Source organism: Achromobacter sp. Marseille-Q4962 (assembly GCF_943737005.1).
GTDB lineage: Bacteria > Pseudomonadota > Gammaproteobacteria > Burkholderiales > Burkholderiaceae_B > Achromobacter.
In genome coordinates, this window is sequence record NZ_CALSFU010000018.1 from 13,372 (window position 1) to 38,924 (window position 25,553).

Here is a 25,553-nt window from a genome sequence, read left to right on the forward strand (position 1 = left end):
AGGCTCCCTGTCCCAGCTATCCCCTGGGGATAGCTCGGCCGGTCACGGGTCGCGCAGGGCCGCCCGCAGCCGCGCCAAGTGGGCGCGCGCCACTTCGGGGGATACCGGCGGTGTCGATGGCGCCGGTGCCGGCGCGGGTGGACGGGAATCAGGCGGCACCGTGGCGCTGTCGCCCGCCCAGGCCTTGAACTCCCCACGGATCGCCTTCTGGATGATGCCAAACAGGTAGCCGGCCGGGTTGCGCACCGAGCTGTTGCAGCAGCGCGCCTCCCATTCGTCCAGCACCGCCTGCCGCTGGGCTTCGTCCACCTGCCGCAAGGCCACCAGCGCGCCGGACTGCTGCTCGTGCTTCAAACGCTGGAAGCGGTCTGGCAGCCGCAGGTTCTGCAAGGCCCTCGCGCGCGGTACTGTACGTACTTCATTCATACGATCATTACGTACTGTACGGTCCTCCTTCGGAATCCGAAGAGAGCCGTCCGGCGCGGGTTTCGGCCCTGCTTCGGATTCCGAAGACGGGTGCGCAGCATTCCGAAGAAGGGCTTCCAGGCCTTCTTCGGATTCGTGGTCCGCACCCTCCTGTGGATAACCTGGCGTCGTCCAGCCATGCCGCGCCATGCGCTGCGCCAGCACCTGCAGGCGGGTCGGCAGCGTGCGGCCGCTGAGCAGCGGGTCTTCGGCAATCTCCTTGAGCGTGTTCATGCCCACGATCTGCACCGCCTTGGCGGCATGGGTCAGCGCCTGGCTGACCAGGCCGAGGTAGTCGGCATCGAGCTGCATCGCCTCGAAGGGCGACAGCGGTTCGTCGTGCAGCACGTAGAGGTTGCCCTGGATGCGGCCGGTCTTCGGGTCGCGCCGTCGTCGCACCAGGCTCAGCCAGCGCGTCAGCCGCAGCAGCGTCAGGGCGCGCGCCACGGTCTCGTGCGAGGCTTGCGCCGCACAGGGCATGGACGCCAGATAGGGGCGGAGCTGGTCGTAGGTGGGAAAGGCGGTCACGCCGTCGTCGTTGAGCTGCAGGCGGAACACCTGCCAGGCGTTGCGCTCCAGCGGCGTCAGGCGCCGGTCGAGGAACAGCCTGCGCGGCACGCTCTCATGGCGGTTGCCGCTGTAGAGGAAACCGTCGGCGGCCGGCGCCGTTTCCTGCGCCGGTTCCTTCGGCTCAAGGTGTCGCAGCGCCTCGTCGAACACCGACGACAGCGCAACCGGGCCATCGCGCCGTGGTGCGCCGCACGTGGCCATGGCTACACCAGCCCCTGGTCGATCCAGTTCCGTATCGCCGACCAGATCACCGACATGGGCAGGGTCATGGCCTCGGCCAGATCCATGGTCAGCGCCAGCATCGCCATGTCGTCGGTCAGGGCGATGTGGCGCTCGGAGACGCCGGCCTTCCAGCGCTCCCACAAGGCCACGTCCTGCGCCTCGTCGAGCACCGGATGCCGGCCCTTGCGCTTGGGCAGCCCGAGGATGTCGCGGCGCAGCGCCACTTCCTGATGCGTGAGGCCGTAGAACTTGCTGACCATCTCCGTGCTCGCCCCCAGGCGGAGCATGCGGTCCACCGTGGCGATCTCCCGCTCTACGTCGTGCACCTGGCTCAGCAGCCGCTTCAACACTTCCCGGTTCACCGATACCGAACACCACGACACCGTGGCATTCACCAGCATGCTCACGAGTTCGGGGTGCTTCAGCGCATCCAGTTCCTCCTCGCCGAAGCCCATGGCCTTGCAGCGGCGCAGCTGGCCGTTGCGCAGGTCGTGCAGGGCCTGGGCGATCACGGCCTGGTTGAGCGGGTGCGGTGCCGACATGCGGGAGCCTCCTGCGCTCAGGAATCCTGGCTCGCTACGCCGGCTTCCAGATCCAGCAGCCGGCGCGCGAGGCGCAGCAGACGGAACAGCTTCACCAGCGCAGCATCGCTCAGCCGTGCGGCCGAGCCGCCGTGGCCATGCAGTAGCGCCGCCAACTCGTCGGCCAGCAGTGCACGGTCCAAGCCGTTCGCGGCGGGTGGCGCCGAACTCAGCGCCTCCAGCAGGGTCAGCACCGCCCGCGCGAACGCAGGCAGCGCCTTTGCCTGGCCCACGGCCGGCGCCACGCAGACAAAGCCGATGCCGCCGACGCTGGCCTCGATGTGGTCGCCGACCGCCGCTTCCTCGCCGATCTCGCGCGCGAACTGCGCGATGTGCACGCGCAGGCGATCCGGCACGTCCAGCGCCGGCTCGACGTACCAGACGTCCGAGATGGGATAGAGCCCGCCGACCTGCACGGGGATCGCACGCAGCGCGTCGGTCTCGAAGTCGGGCAGCTTGTCGCCGAGCTGGTCCGCAACCATCCGCTGGATGGACTGCAGGCGCTCGGTGGTCGGTGCCGGTGTCACGATGTGCCCTTGCAGGCGCTCTTCGCGTACCCCGTGCTGGTCCTCCGGCGCTTCAGGCGATGCAGGCGGTGTCGCTGCTGGCGCCGGAGGCGCGACCGGCGTGGTGTCGCGCGGCACGGACGAGGCGGGTGGCTGCTGAGGCGCGGAGACCGGCGGAGGAGGACCAGCAGGCGCGACGGGCGCTGCCGGTGGTGTCGGCGCCGCCGGTTCGCTGCTCAGCGCACGCTGGCGGCTTTCGCTGTCGTCGATCTCCAGCGCCAGCGTGTCGTAGTCCGCCTCCAGCAGTTCGGCCATCTGGCCCACCAGTTCGTCCTGCACCCGCTGCGGCGAGAAGTCATCCGGCTGCGTGTCGAACTGCGTCAGCACGTCCTGAAACAAGGTGGCGAAGTCCACGGCCACCGTGCGGCCCAGCGCACGCCGCTCCCAGGTGCGCTCGCACGCCTTGCGCAGTACCGAGATCCGTTCCACCTGATGTCGTCCCAGGCCGCCGTAGAGCAGGTTCGGTATCGCCGGCAGAAGATAGCGCACCGCATCGTTCATGCGGCTGATGTGTGACTGTGGCACCGGATAGCCGTCGGCCGTCAGCCGCCGCGCGAGTTCGCTCTGTGACAGCGCCTGGCCGCTTTCCTGCTCGTAGAACTCGCGCGCCTTCTCGATGCCCAGGGCGCGCTCGATGAAGGTCAGCCCGCCGCGCAGTTCGTTCTCGGCCAGGTGCCCGGTCAGCGCCACGATTTCGCCGCGCGGCGGCCACGGGCGGAACAGGCACGCGATCCGGAAGAAGCGGTCTTCCCTGGTTTCGCCCCACAGTTCGCGCAGGATGGCGAGCCGCGTATTGCCACCGTTCCTGATGATGTAGTGCGCCTCGCCCGGCCTGCGCGTGATCGCGGGGGGCGCGTCCAGCCCGCGTTCGCGGATCGACGCCTTGATTTCCTCGTAGGCCGGGTTGCGCGTCACGCGCGGGTCATGTTCATAGGGGCGCAGCTCGTCCAGCGTCACCACCATCGGTGTGTCGGCAATGGGGTCGGTCAAGGCCGCGGCCGAAGGACCGCTGCGTTCGAAGCCCTTGGCCAGCAGCTTGGCGGCCATGTCCTGCGGCGTCGGCTCAGCCATCGCTGCTCTCCCGAGATGCCGTCAGTGCCTGTCGATCGGCGCGGCGAAGCTGCGCGCGAGCGTTGCGGCTGGCGCGATGATCGCTCGCGGTCGAACTGGTGTAGATCGCGGCGCAGCCGGGCTTGGTGAACATCAGGTGCCCGCCGCGCGTGCGTTTCACGTGCCAACCTTCGCCCAGCGCGAACTCGATCAGCGCGCGCAGCCGCGCATGGCCGCGGGCCAGTTCATGCGCGTTCGCCATGACTGGCTCCCCCTGCGCGGCCCCTGCCGGTAACGCACGCGAAGCGCTCCCGCCATGCCGGGAACAGCTCGCCAGCCAGCGCACGCATCGTCTCCAACGCCGCAGGCGCAGTACGGCCCACTGGTTGCCGGTACTCGACGCGATGCACTGGCAGCCCCCGTGTTGCGGCACGTGGGTAGGCTTCGATGGCCGGGACGTCGGTGTTCAGGACCTGTATGCCAGCGTGCGCCTGGAACACTTGTCGCAGGGCCTGCTGGATCAGTCGGGCGTTCGACGAAACCGGATGCACACGGTTGATGAGCAAGCGCAGCGGTGGCGGCTCGATGCCGAGGTGCCGATACGGAGCGATATCCTCGATCAGTTGCAGCGTGCCGCGCCTCAGCTCACGCGCCGCCAGGATTTCCGGTGTCACCGGCGACAGCGCCAGGCTGGAGGCCAGTACCGCCATCTCCAGCAGCACACTGCGCGCTCCCTGGGTATCGATCAGCAGCAGGTCGTAGTGCGACGCCAGCGCGGGAAGCAGGTGACGCAGGCGCAGCCGTCCGTCGGGTGCATGCAGCAGCAGTGTGTTCAGTTCGCCGCGGTGGTCATTCGACACCACCAGGTCGAGACCTGCCACAGCGGTCTGCGAAGCCAATTGCTCGATACGCTGCTCGTTGAAGGCCAGCATCTCGTAGATACCGGCAGGCGCATGCGTGCCGAGCGTGAAGTAGCTCGACAAGGTGGGCTGTACGTCCAGGTCCAGCAGCAGCACGCGCAGCCCTGCATCGGCGATGAAGCCGCCCAGGTTCGCTGCGGTGGTCGTCTTGCCGACGCCCCCCTTGGTCGAGATGATGGATACCACCTGCATGGCGCGACTCCTCGTGGAAGGGATTCCGACGGAGCGCGGGCTCACGCCCGTTCCCTGAGTCGATCAGCGATCCACTGATCGATCTCCACCGAATCCCAGCCGATGGCGCGTACCCCGAGGCGCAGGGGCTTGGGAAACTTGCCCTCCTTGATCAGGTTGTAGATGTGGGCGCGCTTGAAGCCGGTCTTGGCCTCGACTTCCGCGCGACGCAGGATGCGATGTTCGTTCGGCGCCGCGGTGGCGATGGTCTGGGCAGTCACGAGGGGCACTCCTTGGCGCTGTGTAGCGGCGGTGATGGACGTGCCCCGTATTCAATAGCGCGGTTCCCGCGCAGTCACCGCAAGTGCAGGCTCGGCGTCTGCACTTGCAGTCAGCGGTCCTGGGTGGCGAGATGACGCCTGGCTGCCGAAAACTTCGCCCACAGCGTTCGCTCGCTGATCCCGGACTTGTCGCCGTAATGGGCAACCAGCGCACTGATGACCGATTCCAGCGTCTCGAAGGAAGAATAGGGAACGCCATTGGGCGACTTGCCCAGCAGCAGGGTCAAAAGACCGCCAACGATGTTCAGGTAGGTGGACTCACTGCGGGCGCCCGGCATCCCGGAGCGCTTCTCGCGCTCCGTACGTGCCTGGTGCTCCTGGCTGAGCGTCTGGAACTGGGCATAGAGCGCATCCCAGGCTTGCACCCTGTCGGCAAGCTGGAGCTTCAATGCCTCGCGATCCATGACCAGTGCCTGCACAGCATCGACACTGACGGCCGGATGCAGGTGACGCTCGAAGGCATCGAACAGGAAGGCCGGTCGCTGGTCGGGATAGAAGCGGATCATCCAGGCCTTCAGATCGACATGTCGGATCGTGAGGCTGGGGTCATCGAGCAAGGCGGGGTCGTTGCTCGTGATGCCGTCCTTGCCGTAGGGAAGGTCGAGATGCACCAGTGCGTCGTAGATCCGTTCCGCGTTCAGGCGAAGCTGTGGCCAGCGCGCCAGTTCGGGGTGCTCCGGCAAGCGGTTCATCCCCTTGGCGACATCGAGGATGCGACGCTCGAAACGCGACAGCCCTGCCCACTGGATGGCCGCCTCGATTGGGCGGTAGAAGACCTTGGCGTGGGCGCCGGAAGAAAATGACTTTCGCATGACTGCTCCCTGGTAACCGGATTCAGGACATCTGCTTCCCTCGTTGATTGGAATCGCTGCCGGGACGCGCCTTCACGGCGCGAGACGGTGGCGGCTTGGCTTGTGAGAAAGGCCGGAATGACGGATGTTCACCAGAGCAGCCGCCTGTCGATATGGCGCTTGTCCACCAGCACCGAGCCTCTGCGTGGCGGTATGCTTCAATGGGTTGACTGCCCATGGCGGGATGGCTCGATAACGAGGTTTTGCTACAGACGCCATCGCGGCGAAAGACGGATTCGGTCTTCTTGCGTTCGAGTCTGGGCGTTACCGGCGTGCAAGACAGCGACGGTCTATCAGCAGACGCAGTGCGGGCGGAAACAGGTGTGGCGATGCCGCCTCGACGGAGTGCGGCGAGGTTTTGGGCAAGACGCGGGAGGTCTGCCCCCAGATCGACAAAGCATGACGCCCCGTTTCTCCCACTCGTGCGTAGGAACCGTTTGGTGGCTCCTGCGAACAATCGAGCGGTGACGAGGTGAGATCACCTGTCGGATTTCATCCGGTCCTGGTAGCCCGGCGATACCTCCTGCGAACAGGGCCGCTCGCAATGGAGTAGCGCGGTTACCAGAACTGCAAGGGCAGGCATGGACTGGGTTGACTGACCCCCATTTTTGCGTTCAAATATGAACGCTTATTTGAAAAATAAGCTCATATTTGAGGTTCTAAAAGATGTCTTCTTCCGAGCAAAAGCGCTCTGGTGCGCAGGTGGCGATGCCGCAGCCCGTCGCGCGTGCGCTGCGCCGCCTGGGGCAGGACATCTCGGCGGCGCGGCGCATGCGCCGCCTGAGCCAGGAAGACCTGGCGCAGCGCATCGGCACGTCCCTGAGCACCGTCAGGCGCATGGAGGATGGTTATCCCGGCACCGCGCTGCACACCTTCCTGCGCGCGCTGCACGTGCTGGGCCGGCTCGATGACCTGGCCCAGGCGATGACCCTGGAGAACGATGCGCTCGGCATGGAACTGGTGCGGGAGCAGTTGCCGCAGCGGGTACGCACCTCTGCCGGCAGGAAGCGGCAGGCAGCACCCGTTGACAAAGGCGATGCGCCCGCGCCTGCCGATGACCTGGAGGGCTTCTGATGGCAACGCATCGGCCTGCGCGACGTCCGGACCTCGAAGTCCACTTGGGGGCAAGTGGCTTGGTCGTGGGGCGCCTGCACTTGGGCAGCGGCCGGCGCAGCGCGTTCAGCTACGACGAAGGCTGGCTGCAGGATGTCCGGTTCTTCACGCTGTCGCCCGATCTCCAGCCGGTGGCCGGCGTGCAGCATCCCCGTCAGGTGTTCTTCCTCGCGCTGGAGGACACCGCGCCCGACGCCTGGGGCGAGCGTGTGATCCGGCGCGCCCATGCGAAGCTGCGGCAGGAAGACCGCGACACGCCTGCACTGGACCCGGTGGACTTCGTGATGTGGGTGGACGACGAGGCGCGCGTCGGCGCGCTGCGCCTGTTCGATCCGCAATCTCGCGCCTACCTGCGCGCCGGCGGAGCGAACCGGCACGTACCGCCACTGGTGGAACTGGACAAGGTGCTGCACGCGGCCCGCGCCCTGGAGGACGGAACGGAAAGCGCGCAGGATCTGCGCTACCTGCTGGGGCAAGGCACGTCGCTGGGTGGTGCCAGGCCGAAGTCCACGGTGCGGGACATCGATGGACGCCTGGCGGTCGGCAAGTTTCCCAGCCAGGCGGATCGGCGCGACGTGATCCGGGGCGAAGTGTTGGCCATGCAACTGGCGGCCAAGGCCGGCATCCGGGTGGCGCCGGCGCGCGTGGAAGTGATCGGCAGCACGGCGGTCGCCGTCATCCGGCGTTTCGACCGCACCGACGACGGCGCTCGCATCCCCTACGTGTCGGCCGCGACGATGCTCCAGTCCGATGGCCGCGATGCGACGCATGCCTACACCGAACTGGTGGATGTGCTGCTTCAGTCGGGCGCCGATCCGATCGCTGACATCCATGAGTTGTGGCGCCGGCTGGTCTTCAACTTCCTGATCTGCAACACCGACGATCACCTGCGCAACACCGGCTTCCTGTACGACGCACGCCAGCGCGGCTGGCGTCTGTCGCCGGCCTTCGACCTGAACCCGATGCCGGGCGACCGTCGCGAGAGCAAGACCTGGCTGACCGAGGACACTGGCGTCATCGATAGCCGGGACATGCTGATGGCCGCCGCGTCGTATTTCAGGCTGGATGCTGTGCAAGCGCAGGCGATCTGGAGTGAAGTGGCCCAGGCCGTGGCGGGCTGGCGCGCAGTGGCCCGGGGATTGGGCATGCGCGGTACCGACCTGCTGGATTTCGAGCCGGCGTTCGTCGAATCGACCACGCCCTGACGACATCGGCAGGACATACCGCTACGGCCGAGAATCGTCCTGGGCTGTTGTCGCCAACGCCGCGCATAGCCAGCGATAGCCGATGCGTTCCTGTTCCAGCCGCAGCTGTGGCCGGATTCGGTCATTACGCAAGTCGTCGTAGAGAGCTGCCTCCTCATCGACCAGTCGGGGCAAGGGCAACATATGGCGTTTGTCGAGGGGCTCCTCACCCCATTGGAGTGCGTGGGCCATCAGGGTAGAGCGGTCCATGAGGAACGAAGCGGCTAGCGGGAAATACTTGCGCAGGCTGTCCAGAATGGCAAAGCCATGGGTATCGATGTCTCCCCAATAGTGCAGAGAGGCGCGATGCAGCCAGTTGGCTCGGGCAAGCGCTCCCCAGCCATAGCCGGCACCGAACACGACGATGGCACCGGAGACCGGTGGGAACGCCAGGAAGTTCACCTCGTTTTCGGTGATGAAAACACGCTGCGCAGGCAGGGCGAGCGTGGCGAAGCTGTCCTCATCCAGGGTGATGTCGGTCAGTCCCGTGCAGCCGGGAAGCTGGAGCAGCTGCGGATCGAGCAAGCGCAGGCGGATGCGAACGGGCTTCTCCAGAAAGCCGTAGCGACGGGCAAACCCGGCCATCCCGGTTGCAGCAGGCTCGATGGCTTCAGTCGGCAAGGCCAGGTCCAGCCATTGGCCCAGTATGCCGCGATGCGCTTCGATGAACTTGCTGTCCACGCCCGGCGCGTCGACCTGCCGAAGATAGACGCCTGGGCGCGGATGGGCCTGCACCCAGGCTACCACGGCCAGCAGGCGCGGCCAGTGTTCGGCCAGTGCCAGGGTCTGCAACGGTGATCTGTGCAGCCATGGCAGCAGTGCGGGTTGCGCTTCGGCAGTTTGCTGCCAGAGTGCCTGGAACCGGCGGCCATCTCCGGTCTTGCCGATCATCGCCAGAGCGTCTTCCAGCGTATCGATCCAGAGCGTGTCCGGCAGGCGTTGCCGGCCCTGTACCCGGTGCGTCCACTCGCGCCACTCGATGCGCACGCGTGGCATGGCGCTGATATCGCGCACCCAGCCGCGCACGGCATCGAAACGGTTGCTGAGATCGGCAGCGGAAGGCGACTTGAGCGACAGCCGCAACGGCCAGCCCAGCGCGCCGTCACCGACCACGGCACGCAGCAACTCGCCGCGCTGCCACAGCCGTTCGATTTGCGCGCGAAGGTCGGCGGGCCGGCTCCATGTCATGCAGCGCCTCCCGTGGCGGCAGCCTTCTGTGCCCGGTATTCCTCGATGCTCAGGCTGCGCAGCCGCGACTCGCGGCCGCTTTCGTTGTGCACGAAGCCGACGCTGGACACGTAGGGCTCGATGATGTGGATCTTCTGCAGTGGCGTGATGATCAGCAGTTGCAGGTTGAGCTGGCGGAACAGTTCCAGCCCATACTGGGCCGACTCATCCGAGCCGCGCCCGAAGGCTTCGTCGATCACGACGAAACGGAACGAGCGCGAGCGCACCGCCCCCCATTCCAGGCCGAACTGGTAGGCCAGGCTGGCGGCCAGCACGGTATAGGCCAGCTTCTCCTTCTGCCCGCCGGATTTGCCGCCGGAGTCGGAATAGTGTTCGTGTTCGGCATCGTCCTCGCGCCAGCGCTCGCTGGCGGAAAACAGGAAGCCGTTGCGCACGTCGGTCACCTTCTGCATCCAGCGCCGGTCGACCTCGGCCAGCCCCTCGCGGCCGCGGAAGCGGTCGATGATGGCCTTGACCTGCAGGAACTTGGCCTCGGAATACTGCTCGTCTTCCGAGCCGCTCAGCGCGCCTTCGGTGCAGGCACGCAGATCCTGCAGGAAGTCGCGGATCTCCGCATCGGGGCTGGGTTGCGCCAGCAACCGGATGTAGCGTCCGGGGTTGTAGTCGATCACCTGCAAGGATTGGTTGATGGCATCGACCCGCTCCTTGATCGTTTCCCGCTCGCGCGCGAGCTGGGCGTTGAAGTTGGCGATCTCGTTGATGGTATTGACGTTGAGCAGCTCCTTGAAACGCGCCTCGAAGCGCGGCAGGTCGTCGCGCTGCAACTCGTTCATCAGGCGCTCGAACTCGGGCAGCGCGGCCAGGCTGATGTCGATCTCGGCGGTCTCTGCCTTGAAGGTCTCCTTGAAACCGCGCATGGCGTTGATGATGCGTTCGGTCAGGCGTGTCAGACGCTTGTCTTCGGCATCGATGCGCGCCTGCAAGCCGTTGCGCACGTCCTGTTCGCGGTTGTCGCAGGATTCCACCGTGAGCTGGTGGTCGCCCAGGACTTCGGCGCGCCAGCCCTCAAGGGTTTGCAGCAACTTGTCGTCAAGTGCGGCTTGCGCCTGGATTTCGAGAGCCTGTGCGTGTTGTGCCAAGGCAGTTTCGTGCTTGCTGCGGATTTCTCCGCGCTTGCCTTGGGCCTCGCCAAGATCGCCTTCGATCTCCTTCAGGCGTTCGACGACCTGCGCCAGTTGGCTTTCCAGTTCCCGCAGGGTATCGGAGGCCGCCTTGAGGCGGTCGCGTTCCTCGGTCAGGCGGGCCATCTCGCGCGCCGGCGCCTGCCAGTCGATCTCGCTGTAGCGGGTGAAGACTTCGAGCTTGGCCAAGGCTTCCAGTTGCGCCTGGCATTGCCCGCGCAATCGCTGCGCGTCGGCAATGCGCAGACCGATATCGCCCATTCGCTGTTCCAGGCCCTCGCGTTCGTCACGCAAGGTGCGCAACTTGTCGGCGTTGCTCCAGCCCAGCACGTAGCGGCTGCGATCGTCGATGCGGCGGCGGTCGTCCTTTTCGTGGCGCCCGCTCGGGTCCTTGATCTGTCCGGCGCGGGTGATGGCGCGGGTCTCGCGGCGAAACTGCTCGGTGCTGTCGCAGCAGGCCAGGTCGAAGCGATGGTGCAGTTCGCGTTCCAGCCAGTCGTAGTGCGGCGTGTCGGGCTTGATGAGCAGCTTGCGCACCAGCGACTGGGGGTGCAGGCTGACGGCCTGCGTGGACTTGCGTGCACGCACGTGGAAGTACACCAGTCGCGTGCCAAGGTGCTGGCGCTCCACCCAATCGGCCACGTCCTTGTAGTGCGCATCCGGCACCAGCAGGGACAGGCCGAAGCCATGCAGCAGGCGTTCGGCCGCGCCCTCCCAGTCGCGCTCGTCCTCGCGCACCTGGATCAGTTCACCGGCAAAGGGCAGGTCTTCCTCGGCGATGGACAAAGCGGCGCACAGGGCTTCGCGGATGCGCACCTGCGCCGCATCGATATTGCTTTTGCGACGCGCAAGGCTGTCGATCTCGTCGCTGAGCGCTTTGTGTTCTTCCTGACCCCGTCGCAGCGCATATCCGTCTTCATTGATCTGCGTATCGTGGTCCGCAATGCTTGTGCGCAGCGCTTCGGCGTGTTCTCCGATGGTGGATCTTTGTGTCATGAAAGCAGCTTCGTCTCCCGGCGCTGCTTCTCCAATGCGCGTCAATAGCGTGGTGTAGGCGTCCGCTTTCTCCTGCCGTTGCTGTTTCTCTGCCTCCTGCTGCTGAATGGCGGCAGCGAGTTGTTGCAGTCGGTCGCCGCCGTTCTCGCGCAGTGCGCCTTCGAGCTTCCCCTGCTCGATTCGGGCGTTGTCTCGTTGCTCTCCCAGTTGCTTGATGCGGGCATCCCAGCGCATCGCATCCTGAGTCAACAATTCCAGGCGCCTCTCCAGCAATGCTGCCTTCAAGCCGGCGAAGTATGGGCGCAGTGCATCGCGTCCTTCGCGCAGCGCCTGGATCTCGGCAGCTATCTGCCCGTGGCGACGGCCATCCTCCACCAGCGGCGTCAACAGCTCGATCTGGCGCTTGGCCTTGAGTACCGACTGGTGGGCGCGATCGAGGTCATCGAAATGGCCGAGCAGTGCCTCGACTCGGCTGCCCACGTCGAACGGTTCGAGCATGTGGCTGCGCACGAAGTCGGTCAGGTTGCCAACCGATTTCATGGAAACCGTCTGATGGAACAGTTCCAGCGCCTGCTCGTGCTCGATGCCGAAGCGGCGGCGGAACCAGGCGCCGTAGGGCGGGAAGCTGTCGTTCAGTTCGCAGCCCATCGCGCGCAACTTCTTGCGCAGGCCGTTGATGTCGCTGCCGAATCCGGAAAAGTGCTCGGTGATGGACAGTTCCCGCTCTACAGTCACGAACAAGCGCGCGGGCTGGCCCTGTGGTTCGCGAAACCAGAAGACTTGCGCCAACGTGACCGCCTGGCCGTAGCCTTCGTTGCGGAAGACACCCAGGATCACGCTGTAGCTGGTGGTGTCGCGCAGCGCCACCGGGCGAGCGCTGCCGGTGGCTTCGTTGCGTTCGCTCTTGTAGTGGCCCAGCACGTAGGATCGCAATGATCGCTCACGCGTTTCGGCGCCCGCGGCCTTGTTGTAGGCGATGCGGTGCGCTGGCACCAGCAGCGTGGTGACGGCATCGACCAGGGTGGATTTGCCCGAACCGATGTCGCCAGTGAGCAGGCCGTTGCGCCCATCGAGTTCATAGCGCCAGACGCGCCGGTCGAATGTGCCCCAGTTCAGGACTTCCAGCCGCTGCAGGCGAAAGCCGACGCGGCTGTCGTCGGCCACGAAATCGAGCTGCTGTGGCGAAAAATCGTTCATCGGCCGGCTTCCTTGTCGCGATCGCCACCTGACAACGCGGTGCGATAACCCTCCAGGCGCGCATCGAAGTCGGCCAGCCACTGCGCATCGACGAACGCCTTGAGGATGCGCCGCACCTCGTAGCGGGGTGCCTGCTGACTTGCACCGGCAGCGGGCTTGAGCTTGCGCAGATAGCCCAGTTCCACCACCTTGGTGATGGTCGAATCGACCTGGTCGATGAGGCGCGCCTCGTTGGTGCCGTCCGGCAGGAACACGCGCATCAGTTCGGCGATCTCCTCGCGCGACAGCACCAGCCGGGTATCGCCGCCGCCGGCGTCGGATTCGGCCAGGCGCTTGCGCAGCAAGGCCAGCATCAGGCTGACCGGATAGGACAGCGGCCGTCGTGCGATCAGGCGTGGCAGGCGAGGTGTGGCGTCCGCATGCTCCGGCTCCGGCTGGCTTTTGAGGAAGGCGTAGCCCTCGGCTTCGTCCAGCACCAGATCCAGCAACAACACCGCCGCCTGCTCCCGTACACGCGCCTGCAGGTTCAGCAGACTGGCCCATAGGCGCTCGTCGTCCTGGCGGTACAACACGCCTTTGAGCAAATGCACCATCAGTTGCGAGAGTTCCGCTACCACGGGCGGGCGCGATTCGGCACTGCCTTCTGGATCATCCTGATGCATATCGTTCATGGGTCTTTGCTCTGTCCGTCGCAGCTTGCATTCAGCGCGTAAAGATCACGCGCGGCATTCGCGCCCGCCGTCGTACCGTCGAGCCATCGCTGTCCTGCATGGCCCATTCGACGATCTCCTGCGCATCGTCATCCACCGTGGCCCTGAGGCCATCCAGCCCGCGGTTTCCCGCGTGGGCCAGTTCCAGCCAGGTGACCAGTTCGGCCAATCCCTGTTGCAGCGGCTGAGTCTCCAGCAACGCGCGCAAGCTGATCTGCGACTGTTGCCGCAATGCCTGCCGCAGGGCCTCACGCAAGCGGGCCTTGTCCACGACGTGCTGGTCGAACAGGCGTGCGGTGTCGATGTCGTCGTCCTCGCCGGATTCAAGTATCAGTTCCGCCAGGCGTGGCTTGGCATGGAGCGCAAACAGGGGGCGTTCCTGCGGCAAGGCGATGTCCGCGCCCATCTCGTCGAGGAGCATCACTTCGCCGGCCGGTGGCGTGTCGCGCAATGCAAGCGCCTTTATCTCGATGCTGCGCAACAGTTCGAGGATGCGACGGTTTTCCTGGAAGGCCCGGTCATCCAGGAAGCGGCGCAGTTGCTGCGACAACTGCGCCACCGTGCGTTGGGTATGTTCGCCCGCTTCCAGCCAATCGTGGTGAACCCGGCGGGTGCGCGGCTCCGGCTTGAGCGCGGCCACGGCAGGCAGGCCGAGGACTTGGTCGAGCCGTGCGGACAGTTCTTCCTGGCGACGGCTGGACATCAGGAAATCCCAGAACGCACGGAAGCTGCGCCCCTGGTCGGAATCTCCGATGGCATCGCGCTCGCCCATGACTTCGTCGAGCAAAGCCCCCTTGCTGCCGTCCCACAACGCGATTTTCTCGCGGACGCTGCGGTCGAGCTGGCGGAAATTGTGCTCCACCTGACGGAAGTCGCTCAGCAGTTCGCGCGCCAGTTGCTGAAATTGCAGGAAGCGATCCTTGATGGCCGTGTCATCCATGAGCGGCACATCGCCGGACAGGACGCGTCCGATCTCGGCATCGATCTCGTCGCGCTTGCGACGAAGTTCCTCCAGGCGCCTGGCTGGATCAGCCTGGCTTCCGGTGCTGATCTGCTCCAGCAGCGCGAACAAGGTCAGCAGGCGCGATTCGGTACCGACGAAAGGCCGCTCAGTCAGCGACACCAGCCAGGCGATGGCCTTTTCCGTGGCAGGGGTAAGGTCGAACTGGGCCTCGTCGGTGCCGGGCTTGTAGAACTTGCGCAGCCAGCCCTTGTCTGGCGCGCACCAGTCATTCAGGTATTCGGTTGCGGCTTTCGGATACACCTCGGCGCCGAGGGCTTCGCGCAGGGCAAACAACTCGTCTTCCAGCATCTCGGCCAGATCCGCTTCGCTCGTCACCCGCACGTTCGGCGCGACGAACACCCGGTACAGGAAGCTTGCCACCAATGGCGCATGTGGCGAGGCCAGCAATCGCCATGCAGGATGCCGATCGCGGTATGTCGTGAGTGTGAGGTGGTCCAGTGCCATGATGGGCTGCCTATTCGAGCCGTTCGCTGACAACGACGTCTCGATCCAAATGTACGGATCGGCTCGCCCAGAAAGCGCGAATCAAGGCGGCGTGGTCACTCATGCGAAACCGCCTCCAGGTAAGGGCGCATGACATTTGCGACCCGACAGACCTTGGCATGGCGCCATAGGTCATCGGCTGAAGCCTTGCGTGTCTTCCAGGCAGCCTTCAGCGCCTCGATGGCCACGTCCAGGCCGATCCGGTTGCGGTGCTTGAAGCAGTCCGCCACGGTTTTTGCGGCACTGTAGACCCGCAGTCTGGCGCCATCGCGTTCGTGCTCATCGATGCCCGAGGCATAGGCATCACCCGCCATCTGCACCATCTTGATCAGCGGGTGCTCGATACGCGGGGTGTGGCTGCCACGAGGCATGGCAATCCAGACCTGGCGAGGCCGTTGCGTGGTCAGTTCGTGGAACTGGAGTGCCGTCAGCAAGCAGAACACGGCCTTGGGAACCTTGACTGCAATCGTGGCGAGGTCCTCGTGCGCGGACATGGGGTTGCCCGGCAAACGGTAGAGGCCGCGCCCGACACGCTCCAATTGCCCGGATGTGGACAGACGTGTCAGCACCACCCGCGGCGCGCCGATGGTGTCCAAGTCGCTGGTGCGCAGGAAGCCCTGCTCGTGGAGCAGGGCAAGAGCGCGATGGGCATGTGAGGATCTTTCCATCGCTCCAAAGATGTTCCTTGATTTCGTTGATCTTATACATCAAACGATAGAATGAAACACGTCTGCCTGGAGCGCGTGTTGATGACGGACCGTGAATGTCAGCAAACAAATGCGGACAGGATCTGGTTGCCGACGCGGTACGCCCGGTACATAATCTGGCCTGATTCCGTAGCGCCAACGGAATAAACCCGTTATCAATCAACGATTTGAGTGCGGCGTGATGTTCCCATCACCCGCTCCATCTCTAGTCCACAATCTAGTCCACAGAATACGGACAGGCCGAGTTCCGGATTGTTGCTGGGGGCGCGAGACAGACCGGACGAGCATCTAGTTCTGACATGACGTCAGGAGCTAGACATGGCGCTTTCCGATTTGGCCGTCCGACAGGCGAAAGCCACGGGCAAGGCTTATACCGTCGCCGATACGGACGGACTCAGCTTGGCGGTGCCCCCAACGGGTGGCAAAACGTGGCACTTTCGCTATTGCTGGGCCACTAAGCAGAAGCGGATGTCGCTGGGGACGTACCCAGAAGTCGCGTTGCAGGAAGCGCGTGTGCGCCGAAACGACGCGCGCGCCTTATTGGCCAAAGGCATCAATCCAGTCCTCGCGGCGGGAGGCGTCCGCGCTTGCGCGCAACACCGCTACCTTGAAGCCTTCTTGTTCGAGCAAACCCTTCAGGCGCGAAGTGGTATCGCGTGTGCCGGTGTAGACCGAATAGACCAGTGTCTTGCGCCCAGCGTCCTTCTCCTGTTTGCAGATCTCGATCAGCTCGCGTTCCTTGGGCATCAACTCCAGCTCATTGAACTGAGCAGGCAAAAAGGCCAAGGCGTCGCGTGTGCGAGGGTGAACTACCCGTTCCGACCGGAAGCAGCAAGGCGGACCGGGCCGAAGCCTGGCTTCAGGAACAGCCCGTGATCAGCGTCCAGGTGCTTAACGAAGTCATTCAGGTGTGCGTTCGCAACTTTCAGATGGGCCGGGACGAAATCGGGCAGGTGCTGGAGCTGGTTCGCAGTGTTGCAAAGTCGTGCTGCTGACCGAAGAAGTTCATGACCGGGCGCGCAAGATTGCCGAGCGCTATCATTGCGGTGTCCTGGCATCGGCCCAAGAATTCGATCACAATGGATCGACGCTGTTGCTGGCTGACAAGGAGCGCACCGAATGGCCACGAGATTCAGGATCGGTGACTACGTCGCCTGGAATTCCGAGGCAGGCAGGGTGTCGGGCACCATCATTGCCATTCATACCCGGGATTTCGACTACAAGGGGCACGTGCATCGCGCATCGCCGGAACATCCCCAGTATGAGATCAAGAGCGACAAGACCGGCCACATTGCCGCCCACCGGGGCGAGGCGCTAGAGCGCGTGCGCGGCAAGGGCCGGACATGACGCCGCCGTTTTTCACCATCGGCCATTCGAACCGCAGTCTGGAAGCATTCGCCGGATTGCTGCAAGAGGCCGGCATCGAGCTGGTGGCCGATATCCGCACGGTGCCGCGTTCGCGTGCGAACCCTCAGTTCAATCAGGATGTCCTGCCGGTCGCGCTGGCTCTCCTGCAGGTGGGGTACGAGCATATGGGGGCGCTGGGCGGGCTGCGGGGAAAATCCAAAACGGTTTCCCGCGCTGTCAATCGATTCTGGGAAAACGACAGCTTCCACAACTATGCGGACTACGCGATGTCGGCCCCGTTTCGCGCCGGCCTGGATCATCTTATCGACCTCGGCAGCCGGCAGCGCATCGTGCTGATGTGTTCCGAGGCGGTATGGTGGCGCTGCCACCGGCGCATCGTGGCCGACTATCTCCTGGCCGGGGGCATGGCGGTTTTCCACATCATGGGGCCTGGCCACATTGATCCTGCGAGCCTGACGCCGGGGGCGGTTGTCCGGCCTGATGGCACGGTGGTCTATCCCTGAAGCTCAAGATCCGAATCAGGCGTGCCGACGGAATGGACATGCCTAGCCCGATGGCCAAGCATTCCCGGTTCGTTTCGTCGATCACGTTTGGCGTCTGAAACATGAAGTCGAGCGCCCAACATCGATTGGGCTCTGTGGCCGGACCGAATGGCTGTCGCGGCCGGTCGGGCAGCCCCTTTTTGCTGCGCCGGGGCAAGTTCAGACGCATGTCGCAGTGCACCCGATGAGCGCGCTCTTTATTCCTGCCGTGACCGTCGAGCCGCAGCCGGGCAGAACCCTTCCAGAATCCCCAGGGCCCATGCGGGATGGCAACGGCATGGAGGGCATGGATGACCCTGGGCATCCCGTTCGAATGCCGGCGTTGGCCTCTTGGAGTACGCCGCCCGCGACAGGCCGGCGATCTGGCACGCGCGCGTGATTGAGAGCGTGGCTTGCGCCAGCTTTCCACCACTTCGCGCCTGGCCGACAGCGTCAGGATTTTCGATTCAAGATGTCGGTGACCGCTGTATTCTCCCGCGCCAAATCGGCAGATATGCGCTTGAGCTTGGCGTTTTCAGCTTCCCGTTCGCGCAGCCGCTGCCACCCGGACACCCGAACACCGGAGTATTTGCTTTTCCAACGCCAACGGCACTGTTTCCGCCCCAAAGCCGGATAAGAGACGCGGCAACGCCATTACGCCCAAGAAACCAGACTGGAGGTCATTATGTGGATTTTCCAGCGGTGATAGCTTCACCCCCACATGCGCGTTGGCTCTCGCCTATCGCACAAACGGGTTGCGCATGCCCGTTCGTGTTACACCGCTTTGGGAAATCGACAATGAGAAAGATATTGTTGGCCGTTGCACTGTCCGGGGGATTCACGGGCGCGGCCTGCGCGGAGGCGTCGTTGACGCTGTATGGGTCGGTGGATGCCGGCCTGGGCTATAACCAGGTGAAAGGCCGTGACGGCTTCAAGGAAAGCCGCGTCGGCGCCGTGGACGGCGTGAGCGGCGCCTCGCGTTTCGGCTTGCTGGGCTCGGAAGACCTGGGCGATGGCCTGAGGGCCACGTTCAACCTGGAAGGCGGTTTCTCGTCCAGCAACGGCAAGCCGTCGCACCACAGCCGGCTGTTCGGACGCCAGGCCACCGTCGGCCTGCAAAGCGGCGATTGGGGGCGGCTGGAGTTCGGCCGGCAAACCAACCTGGCCTCCAAGCACTTCCTCAGCATCGATCCGTTCGGCGAGAGCTACAAGACGGCCAGCATGGGCACGGCCTTCGGCTCGGCCAAGGCGATGCGTCTGGACAACCTGGTCCTGTACCAGACGCCGTCGTTCGGTGGGCTGAGGTCCGGCATCGGCTATTCGTTCAACGCCGATGACAACCGAGGCGGCGGTTTCCGCACCAGCGACAACAACCGCGTGATCACCGCCGGCGCGCAATACCTGGACGGCCCGCTGACCCTGGCCGCGTCGTACGATCGCATGAACCCCAGCCGCGGCAACCCGTTCGACGGCGGCTCGCCGGTTCCCATCCAGCAGTACATCGTGGGCGGCGCCTATGATCTCGAAGTGCTCAAGCTGTCGGCCGTGTTCGGGCAGACGCGCAATGGCTGGTTCTCCGGCGCTGATCTCGACTCCCTGCCGCCCGGCCAGGGCGAGCCGCTGGGCAGTTTCAAGCAGGCCGACGGCTTCCGCGCGAACTCATACCTGCTGGGCCTGACCTTGCCCCTGGGCGCCAACACCATCATGGCGTCGTGGCAGCACGTCGATCCCGGCAATAGCCGGCTGACGGGCGACGACCGGACGTTCAGCGTCTACAGCCTGGGCTACACCTACGACCTGAGCAAGCGCACCAACCTGTACGCCTACGCGTCCTACGCCGACAACTTCGCGTTCCAGGACGATCTGCGCAGCACTGCCGCGGCCGTCGGCCTGCGGCACCGCTTCTGAGCGCGGGCGCGGGAGCGCTCAGGACCAGGATGGCGAGTATTCGTGATCGCGGAAGAGTTCGGGCAGGCCCGAAACCTGCTTGAACCTCAGGACTTCGTCGTCGTCCATGCCGAGTTCCCGCGCCACCTCGCCGTCCGTCCATCCGGAGCGCAGCAAGTTCACCACCACGTCGGTCATGGGCGCAACACCGTGCACGCCGCGCGCGCGGTTGTGGCGGATGGTGGCGGCGATGCGGCTGGCGATGTCGCCGCGGTCGCTCCGGACGTACGCAAGGGGCAGGTAGCCGTGCAGGCGGGCCTTGATGGGGCCGGTTTTTTTCCCTACGCGCTGGCGGTGGAAGCCGTCCACCACGATGCTGCGATCGTCTTCATCGAGGTGGGCGACGATGGGCTGGGTGAAGCCGTCGGCGCCGATGGAACGTTCCAGCAGCCGCATTTCAGGGGGCGCGACGGTGTTGGGGTTGTAGTCGTTGCCCACGACCTCGTCGCCGGGCACCCACTGCACGCAATCCACCGGCTCGCCGGAGAACGGGCTGTACTGGTGCAGCAGCCGGCGCAACAGGTTGATGGCTTCGACGCGCGCGGCCAACGGCAGGTCGGGCAGTTCACGGAAGATGGTTTCGGCCCGGCTCGCCAGATCGAGCACGGCCTGGTGCGTTTTGCTCTGCATGTGTTTCTGTCCTAGGACGCCCGGCCGTGCCGGGCGGGAGGGTAAGCGGTGCGTCCGGGCGGCGTCATCGAGGCGTTCCGGGCCTGGTGGCCAACAGCGGTTCGACGTCCTGGCGCGCATAGCCGAAAGACAGCGAGCGGGCCATGTCCGACTTGATGAGAGACATTCCCACGCGCCGCCAGGACGGCTGTGCCTTGCGGTTTTCCAGCGCGGGAATGCCGGCGTCCGGCCAGCAGTCCACGGGGTAGTTGTGCGCGGCCCACCACTGGATGAAGCGGTCGATGCGCCGCTGATAGACCTGCCTCAGTACGGGCGGCATGCTGAGCAAGAGGAACTGGCAATACTGTTTCCAGCTCGTGAACGTGGGCGGCAATCCCAGCCCGCCGCGATAGCCGAGGAACTGCTGGCGGCAGTAGCGCGCGCCGTAGTTCGCGCCCGAGACGCGCCGCACGACGCGGAACCACGTTTCCGGTTCCAGACGGTGGAAGAGGTCCAGCCCCTTGCGCTGGTCGTCGCCGTAGGGCTGGCAGATGCGCATCTGGGAAAAGGGCACGCCCGCGCGGTGCATCTGGTCGTAGATGCGGTTGTAAGGATGACCGTGGTCCGCGATGTAGCGCCAGATGTCGGGGAATTTCCAGTCGTAGATGGGAAAAAAGGTGATCGCGCGGCTGGCGGGCTGGTCCTGGGTGCTCCATGCCACCGGCCCCTCGCCGCCAGGAGGCGTCCAGGCGCGCTTCTTGGTCTTGGCGCCGAGCTTGACCGCCCGGTAGCGGTTCAGCGATTCGTCGGAACGGATGCCCACCAGCACCGCGGTGGGCACGTCGCGCGCCAGCCATTCGTTGAAGGCCGGCACGAACTCCTCGAACTCCATGCGATAGCGGTAGAAGGGCAGGCGGGCCGGGTCGGAGATCACGGCGGGGTGCGTGGGCATGGGCCGGACCCAATCGGCCTCGCGTCCGGGTTCCCAAGCGCACCAGTAGGGCTCGCGCATGCTGGACGCGTTGCGCAGGTTGATCGGCAGGCAGATCCACCAGGGCCGCACGTCTTCGGAGGCGAACATGTTTTCCACGTGGGCGATCGTGGCCTGGTATTGGCCCTCGAGATCGATGAACAGCACGTCCACCGGGCCGCGCCCGAGTTCCCTGGCGGCCTCGAGCGCCAGGTGCAGGGTGACGGAACTGTCTTTGCCGCCGGAGAAGGCGACACAGACGCGCTCGAAATGCGAGAACACCAGGCGGATGCGCGCTCTTGCCGCCGCAAGCACGTCGGCCTGGCCATATGCCTTTTTTCCCACCCCGATCCGCCGCTTTGCCTGCCGTCTTTCCATGCGCCCGCTCCAACCGCCGATGGCCTGCTTGCCATCCCCGGAATATTCACTCGAATCAGGGGGCGTCGTGTTGCAGAAAATGGCGGTCGATTTGTGGGCAGTTTCGTATTCCTCTCGATGAAGTCTACGCCGGGAGGCGTTTTCATTGCCGATGACGGCGAGCCGGGCGCTGAGGGCGGGAACGGATTCGACAGGAGCGCGTCGTCAGCTGGACTTCATCAGTTGCTGTTGATCCAGTCCTGCGTGTCCTGGATGAACCAGGGGAGATTCAACCTTTCTCCTTCGCCGGACTGTATGGTCAAGCGCTGGCCCGGCGAGCCTGGCCTGCTGTTGGTGTCCCGTACCGTGGGAGAAGGGGGGCGGCTCCGGTAGTCCATATCGGTTTGCCGGGGCGGATTGTCCGCGCAGGCGGCAATCGAAGCGCACGCGGCGGCGACGAGGGCAGGGCGCAGGGCTGAACGAAGGATCTTCATGATGTCTGGTTCCCGCTGGCGGCACAGGCCGAAGTGCCGGGCAATCGAGGCCTCTGCTCGTACCTTACTCGCAATGCGGGGCCTGCGTCAGTGTCCTGCGCGCGGCCCCGATCTCGGGGCCCGTTCCGGACGCCACGGCCGGCATTGAAGTACCCTTTAGCCTACCTCAGCGCCAGTATGACCCGCATGCAAGACGATCTTTTTGGAGATGCGCTTCCCCTGCCGCCGGCCCGCGCGTCGAACCGCGCGGCGTCCCGTGCGAATCCGGATGCCCCTGCCCCGCGAGGCACGGCCAAGGTGCTGCCCGCCCCCGCGGCGGAGGGCTGGCGCGCGCTCGCGCGGCAGCTTCCGGCGCAGCTGCGTTTTGGCGTCTCTACCTGGTCGTATCCGGGCTGGGAAGGGCTGGTCTGGGATGGCGAATACGATTCGAGCACGCTGTCCAGGCACGGGCTGGTCGCCTACCACCGGCACCCGCTGCTGCGCACGGTTTGCGTGGACCGCTCTTTCTGGCGTCCCTTGACGGCAAGCCAGTATGCCGATTATGCGGGGCAGGTCGATGACGGCTTCCGTTTCGTCGTCAAATGTCCCGCCAGCATTACCGACGCCCAGGTGCGCGGCGAGACAGGCAAGGCGCGCGAACGCAATCCGGGGTTTCTCGACCCGTCGCGGGCCGTCGCAGATTTCGTGCGGCCGGTCCTCGAAGGTCTGGGCGCCAAGCTCGGCGTCCTGGTGTTTCAGCTGAGTCCCCTGCCTTGGGGCTGGCTGAGCCGTCCCGCCTCGCTGCTGGAGAAGCTGGGCGGCATGCTGGCGGCTGTCCGGCAGGCTTTGTCCGGGCATGACGCGGTGATCGTCGCGGTGGAAGTGCGCGACCCTGAACTATTGGGCCGGGCACTGGTCGAGACGCTCAAGGCGCATGGAGCCACTTTCTGCCTGGGCCTGCATGGCAAGATGCCGCCGATCGAAGCGCAGTTGCCGATGCTGCGCGCCCTGTGGCCGGGGCCGCTGGTCTGCCGGTGGAACCTGAACCGCGTTTTCGGCGCGTATGGTTACGCCGACGCGCAGAAGAAGCACGATCCGTTCAATGCCATTCTCAGCGAGGATCTCCCTACTCGCGCGGTGCTGGCGCGCACGATCCGAGGCATCACGGGCGCGGGCCAGCCGGCCTACGTGACGGTCAGCAACGATGCCGAGGGCTGCGCGCCGTTGTCCATCCAGAAACTGGCCCAGGCCATCGCGGCGTAGGTTATACCCGTCCCTTTTTTGGGGCCATACGCCCCGTCCCGTTTTTTCTCCGATGCCGCTCTGGCCGGCCAGGGATTGGCGGCCTCGCGGGTTTCCGGCCCGCCGGCCTTTGTTTGCGGCGGTCATCGAAGGACCGGCAGGGCCTGTCGCGCGCGGCCCCGCGTTCCGCGAACCGTGACTGCCTTGCAACAGCCTGGAAACGCCGGATAGTCATATGAAACAGGAATGATTATCATGCGCGTTTCATGAAATAACATTCGGGGCCAGGGGTGGAAAAAGCAATGGTGCATCGCAAACGCGCGCAGCGGCGCGTAACCGCGGCCATGAAACGGGCGCTGGCGGGCGGCGCGGCGCTGTACGCCGCCACGGTAACGGCCCAGACGGCCGGCCCGGATGCTGCCGCGCCGAAGGTGCTGCCCGTCATTACCGTTTCCGGCGCCCAGGCGGCCATGGACGAAGCGCCCGCGCCCATCGCGGGCGGGCAGATCGGCGGCGGCGCCCGGATGGGCATCCTGGGCAACACGTCCGTCATGGACACGCCCTTCAGTGTGACCAGCTATACCGCGCAAACCATGGAGAACGAGCAGGCGCGGTCGGTCGCCGACGTGGCCGCGTCGGATTCGTCGGTGCGCATGGGCAGCGCGCGTTCCAATATCAACGAAGACCTCACCATCCGCGGCTTCACCGTGCCGACGGGGGACTTCGCGTTCAACGGCATGTTCGGCCTGGCCCCATACTGGCGCGCGCCGGTGGAGACGCTGGAGCGGGTGGAGATCATCAAGGGCCCGTCCGCGGCGCTGTTCGGCATGACGCCGGGCGGCAGCGTGGGCGGTGTCGTCAACCTGGTGCCCAAGCGCGCCACGGATGATCCGATCACGCGCGTGACGGGCAGCGTCGGATCGGATTCGGTATTCGGCGTGCATGCCGATATCGGCCGCCGATTCGGGCCGGACAATGCCTTCGGCATCCGGGTCAACGCCATGACCCGCGACGGCGATACGCCGATCAAGGACCAGTCCACGCGCGAGCGTCTGGCGTCCCTGGCGCTGGACTACCGCGGCCAGGCGCTGCGCGCTTCGCTGGACCTGCTGTGGCAGAAGGAACGCATCGACAATGTCGTGCGCCAGTTCCAGCTTGGCCCGGGCCTGGCTTCGATTCCCGAGGCGCCGAGCAACAAGAACCCGTATCCCGGACTGGGTTGGAGCGATGGCCGCAACGGATCGGGCGTGTTCAAGGTCGAGTATGACCTGACGGACAAGCTTACCGCCTACGCCGGCTATGGCCAGCGCAAACTGAATTGGGCTTCCATCGCCGCCAACCCCGTCCTGCTGAATGCGCAGGGCGACTATTCCTATTTTGGCGGCTGGCAGCGCATGACCGTGGACAGCAGGTCCACCGAAGCCGGGCTGCGCGGCAATTTTTCCACCGGTCCGGTGGGCCACCGTGTGGCGTTCGGCTACACCAAGCTGGACCAGGACGCCCGGCTGGGCTTCTACACGGGCTATCCTGGCGGCAGCTCCAACATCTACTCGGGCGATGTCTTCGACACGCCCTCCACCTCCGGCATCGACAACCCGCTGCGCCGCTATCAGCGCACCAAGCTCACGAGCTATGCGCTGGCGGACACGCTGTCCTTCATGGAAGACCGATTGCAGTTGTCGCTGGGCGTGCGCCGGCAGCAGGTCGAAGGGCAGAGCTACAACTTCATGACCGGCGAACCCGGCGGCCCCCGCTACGACAAGCGCGCCACCACGCCGTTCGCCGGCGCGGTGCTCAAAGTGCGGCCCGATCTCTCGCTGTACGCCAGCTACGTCGAAGGGCTGTCCCAGGGCGACACCGCGCCCACCAGCGCCGCGATCACCAATCCGGGAGAAACCCTGTCGCCGTTCAAATCCAAGCAGAAGGAGATCGGTGCCAAGTACAACCTGGACGACAAGATGCTGGCCACGATCGCCCTGTTCGAGCTGACCCGTCCCAGCTCGGGCATTTCCGGCAACACGTTTGGCGTGTTCGGCGAACAGCGCAACCGGGGCGTCGAGGCCACCTTTGCCGGCGAAGTGGCGCGCGGCCTGCGCCTGCTGGGCGGCGTCAGCTACATCGACGGCTCCATCACCAAGGCCGTGTCGTCCGACCTGAAAGGCAACAAGGCCATCGGCGTTCCCGACTGGCAATTCAATCTCGGCGCCGAATGGGACACTCCCTTCGTACCGGGCCTGACGCTGACCGGCCGCGTCATCCATACCGCCAGCACCTACGCCGATGCGGCCAACTCGCTGTCGGTGCCGAGCTGGACTCGCGTCGATGCCGGCGCGCGCTACGAAACGAAGATAAGCGGCAAACCCGTGACCTTCCGCCTGAATGTGGAAAACCTGTTCGACAAAGACTACTGGGGCACGGCGACCGCCGGCTATCTGTTCGTGGGATCGCCGCGCACGGTTACGCTATCGACCGGTATCGCGTTCTGA

22 protein-coding genes and 2 pseudogenes are annotated in these 25,553 nt (G+C 65.2%); 8 read left to right on the forward strand and 16 right to left on the reverse strand.

The annotated features are described in order from the left end of the window. Positions 1 to 42: 42 nt before the first annotated feature. The 7 genes from NGJ44_RS16540 to NGJ44_RS16570 all read right to left on the reverse strand — a co-directional run bounded on the left by NGJ44_RS16540 (position 43) and on the right by NGJ44_RS16570 (position 5,698). Positions 43 to 1,236: an STY4528 family pathogenicity island replication protein gene (locus tag NGJ44_RS16540; protein ID WP_251864622.1), complete on the reverse strand. Its 1,194-nt coding sequence runs from the start codon at positions 1,234 to 1,236 to the stop codon at positions 43 to 45. 2 nt (positions 1,237 to 1,238) lie between these two features. Then, the gene (locus NGJ44_RS16545) at positions 1,239 to 1,799 is read right to left on the reverse strand and encodes a DUF2857 domain-containing protein (protein WP_043223311.1); all 561 of its coding nucleotides are present in this window, start codon (positions 1,797 to 1,799) and stop codon (positions 1,239 to 1,241) included. Positions 1,800 to 1,816: 17 nt separating this feature from the next. After that, positions 1,817 to 3,475, reverse strand: coding sequence for a ParB family protein (locus NGJ44_RS16550; RefSeq protein WP_251864623.1), 1,659 nt, complete (start codon positions 3,473 to 3,475; stop codon positions 1,817 to 1,819). Further along, positions 3,468 to 3,716, reverse strand: coding sequence for a hypothetical protein (locus NGJ44_RS16555; RefSeq protein ID WP_009618214.1), 249 nt, complete (start codon positions 3,714 to 3,716; stop codon positions 3,468 to 3,470). Before NGJ44_RS16555 ends, NGJ44_RS16550 begins: the two co-directional genes overlap by 8 nt. After that, positions 3,700 to 4,566, reverse strand: coding sequence for a ParA family protein (locus tag NGJ44_RS16560; RefSeq protein ID WP_095377261.1), 867 nt, complete (start codon positions 4,564 to 4,566; stop codon positions 3,700 to 3,702). Before NGJ44_RS16560 ends, NGJ44_RS16555 begins: the two co-directional genes overlap by 17 nt. Before the next feature lie 41 nt (positions 4,567 to 4,607). Next, positions 4,608 to 4,826: an AlpA family transcriptional regulator gene (locus tag NGJ44_RS16565; RefSeq protein WP_251864624.1), complete on the reverse strand. Its 219-nt coding sequence runs from the start codon at positions 4,824 to 4,826 to the stop codon at positions 4,608 to 4,610. A 110-nt stretch (positions 4,827 to 4,936) separates the two neighbouring features. After that, a complete protein-coding gene (locus NGJ44_RS16570) occupies positions 4,937 to 5,698 on the reverse strand; it encodes a hypothetical protein (protein WP_251864625.1) in 762 nt (253 codons plus the stop codon). 705 nt (positions 5,699 to 6,403) lie between these two features. Here NGJ44_RS16570 and NGJ44_RS16575 point away from each other — a divergent pair. Both NGJ44_RS16575 and NGJ44_RS16580 read left to right on the forward strand, forming a co-directional pair. Continuing rightward, on the forward strand, positions 6,404 to 6,811 hold the full coding sequence (locus tag NGJ44_RS16575) for a helix-turn-helix domain-containing protein (protein ID WP_048939782.1): 408 nt from the start codon (positions 6,404 to 6,406) through the stop codon (positions 6,809 to 6,811). Beyond that, a complete protein-coding gene (locus NGJ44_RS16580; protein WP_048939783.1) occupies positions 6,811 to 8,055 on the forward strand; it encodes a type II toxin-antitoxin system HipA family toxin in 1,245 nt (414 codons plus the stop codon). Before NGJ44_RS16575 ends, NGJ44_RS16580 begins: the two co-directional genes overlap by 1 nt. A 21-nt stretch (positions 8,056 to 8,076) precedes the next feature. Here the strand turns inward: NGJ44_RS16580 and NGJ44_RS16585 are convergent, their stop codons facing one another. From NGJ44_RS16585 to NGJ44_RS16605, 5 genes are all read right to left on the reverse strand, one after another. Then, entirely contained in the window at positions 8,077 to 9,282 is a 1,206-nt protein-coding gene (locus NGJ44_RS16585) for a DUF3322 domain-containing protein (protein WP_048939784.1), read from the reverse strand. Further along, the gene (locus NGJ44_RS16590) at positions 9,279 to 12,656 is read right to left on the reverse strand and encodes an ATP-binding protein (protein ID WP_251864626.1); all 3,378 of its coding nucleotides are present in this window, start codon (positions 12,654 to 12,656) and stop codon (positions 9,279 to 9,281) included. The genes NGJ44_RS16585 and NGJ44_RS16590 overlap by 4 nt, the downstream gene beginning before the upstream one ends. Continuing rightward, positions 12,653 to 13,327, reverse strand: coding sequence for a DUF4194 domain-containing protein (locus tag NGJ44_RS16595; protein WP_040436294.1), 675 nt, complete (start codon positions 13,325 to 13,327; stop codon positions 12,653 to 12,655). Before NGJ44_RS16595 ends, NGJ44_RS16590 begins: the two co-directional genes overlap by 4 nt. Positions 13,328 to 13,358: 31 nt before the next feature. Continuing rightward, positions 13,359 to 14,834 carry a DUF3375 domain-containing protein gene (locus NGJ44_RS16600; RefSeq protein ID WP_251864627.1) on the reverse strand — a complete coding sequence of 492 codons (1,476 nt, stop codon included), beginning with the start codon at positions 14,832 to 14,834 and terminating at the stop codon, positions 13,359 to 13,361. Positions 14,835 to 14,929: 95 nt separating this feature from the next. Further along, positions 14,930 to 15,541, reverse strand: a complete 612-nt coding sequence (locus tag NGJ44_RS16605) for a type IV toxin-antitoxin system AbiEi family antitoxin domain-containing protein (protein ID WP_048939786.1) — start codon at positions 15,539 to 15,541, stop codon at positions 14,930 to 14,932. 357 nt (positions 15,542 to 15,898) lie between these two features. On the opposite strand from NGJ44_RS16605, the pseudogene NGJ44_RS16610 reads away from it, so the two are divergent. Continuing rightward, a pseudogene (locus NGJ44_RS16610) lies at positions 15,899 to 16,141 on the forward strand (Arm DNA-binding domain-containing protein); the annotation flags it as partial. Here the strand turns inward: NGJ44_RS16610 and NGJ44_RS16615 are convergent. Continuing rightward, positions 16,136 to 16,420: pseudogene (locus NGJ44_RS16615) on the reverse strand (hypothetical protein); the annotation flags it as partial. The pseudogenes NGJ44_RS16610 and NGJ44_RS16615 overlap by 6 nt on opposite strands. Positions 16,421 to 16,699: 279 nt before the next feature. On the opposite strand from NGJ44_RS16615, the gene NGJ44_RS16620 reads away from it, so the two are divergent. The 3 genes from NGJ44_RS16620 to NGJ44_RS16630 all read left to right on the forward strand — a co-directional run bounded on the left by NGJ44_RS16620 (position 16,700) and on the right by NGJ44_RS16630 (position 19,377). Further along, complete coding sequence (locus NGJ44_RS16620) at positions 16,700 to 16,927, forward strand: hypervirulence associated TUDOR domain-containing protein (protein ID WP_053243901.1); 228 nt, start codon at positions 16,700 to 16,702, stop codon at positions 16,925 to 16,927. After that, positions 16,924 to 17,451, forward strand: a complete 528-nt coding sequence (locus NGJ44_RS16625; RefSeq protein WP_251864628.1) for a DUF488 domain-containing protein — start codon at positions 16,924 to 16,926, stop codon at positions 17,449 to 17,451. The genes NGJ44_RS16620 and NGJ44_RS16625 overlap by 4 nt, the downstream gene beginning before the upstream one ends. Before the next feature lie 816 nt (positions 17,452 to 18,267). After that, on the forward strand, positions 18,268 to 19,377 hold the full coding sequence (locus NGJ44_RS16630) for a porin (protein WP_053243899.1): 1,110 nt from the start codon (positions 18,268 to 18,270) through the stop codon (positions 19,375 to 19,377). 18 nt (positions 19,378 to 19,395) lie between these two features. On the opposite strand, the gene NGJ44_RS16635 is transcribed toward NGJ44_RS16630, so the two are convergent. From NGJ44_RS16635 to NGJ44_RS16645, 3 genes are all read right to left on the reverse strand, one after another. Beyond that, positions 19,396 to 20,046: an IbrB-like domain-containing protein gene (locus tag NGJ44_RS16635; RefSeq protein ID WP_251864629.1), complete on the reverse strand. Its 651-nt coding sequence runs from the start codon at positions 20,044 to 20,046 to the stop codon at positions 19,396 to 19,398. A gap of 64 nt (positions 20,047 to 20,110) precedes the next feature. Beyond that, complete coding sequence (locus NGJ44_RS16640) at positions 20,111 to 21,373, reverse strand: phosphoadenosine phosphosulfate reductase (RefSeq protein ID WP_251864630.1); 1,263 nt, start codon at positions 21,371 to 21,373, stop codon at positions 20,111 to 20,113. Between the two features lie 218 nt (positions 21,374 to 21,591). Further along, on the reverse strand, positions 21,592 to 21,846 hold the full coding sequence (locus tag NGJ44_RS16645; RefSeq protein ID WP_082308206.1) for a hypothetical protein: 255 nt from the start codon (positions 21,844 to 21,846) through the stop codon (positions 21,592 to 21,594). A gap of 186 nt (positions 21,847 to 22,032) precedes the next feature. Between NGJ44_RS16645 and NGJ44_RS16650 the strand changes: the two genes are divergently transcribed. Together NGJ44_RS16650 and NGJ44_RS16655 are read left to right on the forward strand one after the other, a co-directional pair. Further along, entirely contained in the window at positions 22,033 to 23,088 is a 1,056-nt protein-coding gene (locus NGJ44_RS16650) for a DUF72 domain-containing protein (RefSeq protein WP_053243914.1), read from the forward strand. A gap of 281 nt (positions 23,089 to 23,369) precedes the next feature. Further along, the gene (locus NGJ44_RS16655; protein WP_053243895.1) at positions 23,370 to 25,553 is read left to right on the forward strand and encodes a TonB-dependent receptor; all 2,184 of its coding nucleotides are present in this window, start codon (positions 23,370 to 23,372) and stop codon (positions 25,551 to 25,553) included.

Excerpts from the sequence above, each read along its gene's own strand:
- NGJ44_RS16575 (WP_048939782.1), top strand. The coding sequence starts at position 6,404 with ATGTCTTCTTCCGAGCAAAAGCGCTCTGGTGCGCAGGTGGCGATGCCG.
- NGJ44_RS16625 (WP_251864628.1), top strand. The coding sequence starts at position 16,924 with ATGACGCCGCCGTTTTTCACCATCGGCCATTCGAACCGCAGTCTGGAA.
- NGJ44_RS16585 (WP_048939784.1), bottom strand. The coding sequence starts at position 9,282 with ATGACATGGAGCCGGCCCGCCGACCTTCGCGCGCAAATCGAACGGCTG.
- NGJ44_RS16630 (WP_053243899.1), top strand. The coding sequence starts at position 18,268 with ATGAGAAAGATATTGTTGGCCGTTGCACTGTCCGGGGGATTCACGGGC.
- NGJ44_RS16595 (WP_040436294.1), bottom strand. The coding sequence starts at position 13,327 with ATGAACGATATGCATCAGGATGATCCAGAAGGCAGTGCCGAATCGCGC.
- NGJ44_RS16590 (WP_251864626.1), bottom strand. The coding sequence starts at position 12,656 with ATGAACGATTTTTCGCCACAGCAGCTCGATTTCGTGGCCGACGACAGC.
- NGJ44_RS16605 (WP_048939786.1), bottom strand. The coding sequence starts at position 15,541 with ATGGAAAGATCCTCACATGCCCATCGCGCTCTTGCCCTGCTCCACGAG.
- NGJ44_RS16600 (WP_251864627.1), bottom strand. The coding sequence starts at position 14,834 with ATGGCACTGGACCACCTCACACTCACGACATACCGCGATCGGCATCCT.
- NGJ44_RS16635 (WP_251864629.1), bottom strand. The coding sequence starts at position 20,046 with ATGCAGAGCAAAACGCACCAGGCCGTGCTCGATCTGGCGAGCCGGGCC.
- NGJ44_RS16550 (WP_251864623.1), bottom strand. The coding sequence starts at position 3,475 with ATGGCTGAGCCGACGCCGCAGGACATGGCCGCCAAGCTGCTGGCCAAG.
- NGJ44_RS16655 (WP_053243895.1), top strand. The coding sequence starts at position 23,370 with ATGGTGCATCGCAAACGCGCGCAGCGGCGCGTAACCGCGGCCATGAAA.
- NGJ44_RS16580 (WP_048939783.1), top strand. The coding sequence starts at position 6,811 with ATGGCAACGCATCGGCCTGCGCGACGTCCGGACCTCGAAGTCCACTTG.
- NGJ44_RS16560 (WP_095377261.1), bottom strand. The coding sequence starts at position 4,566 with ATGCAGGTGGTATCCATCATCTCGACCAAGGGGGGCGTCGGCAAGACG.
- NGJ44_RS16545 (WP_043223311.1), bottom strand. The coding sequence starts at position 1,799 with ATGTCGGCACCGCACCCGCTCAACCAGGCCGTGATCGCCCAGGCCCTG.
- NGJ44_RS16645 (WP_082308206.1), bottom strand. The coding sequence starts at position 21,846 with ATGAAGATCCTTCGTTCAGCCCTGCGCCCTGCCCTCGTCGCCGCCGCG.
- NGJ44_RS16570 (WP_251864625.1), bottom strand. The coding sequence starts at position 5,698 with ATGCGAAAGTCATTTTCTTCCGGCGCCCACGCCAAGGTCTTCTACCGC.
- NGJ44_RS16555 (WP_009618214.1), bottom strand. The coding sequence starts at position 3,716 with ATGGCGAACGCGCATGAACTGGCCCGCGGCCATGCGCGGCTGCGCGCG.
- NGJ44_RS16650 (WP_053243914.1), top strand. The coding sequence starts at position 22,033 with ATGCAAGACGATCTTTTTGGAGATGCGCTTCCCCTGCCGCCGGCCCGC.
- NGJ44_RS16540 (WP_251864622.1), bottom strand. The coding sequence starts at position 1,236 with ATGGCCACGTGCGGCGCACCACGGCGCGATGGCCCGGTTGCGCTGTCG.
- NGJ44_RS16620 (WP_053243901.1), top strand. The coding sequence starts at position 16,700 with ATGGCCACGAGATTCAGGATCGGTGACTACGTCGCCTGGAATTCCGAG.
- NGJ44_RS16640 (WP_251864630.1), bottom strand. The coding sequence starts at position 21,373 with ATGGAAAGACGGCAGGCAAAGCGGCGGATCGGGGTGGGAAAAAAGGCA.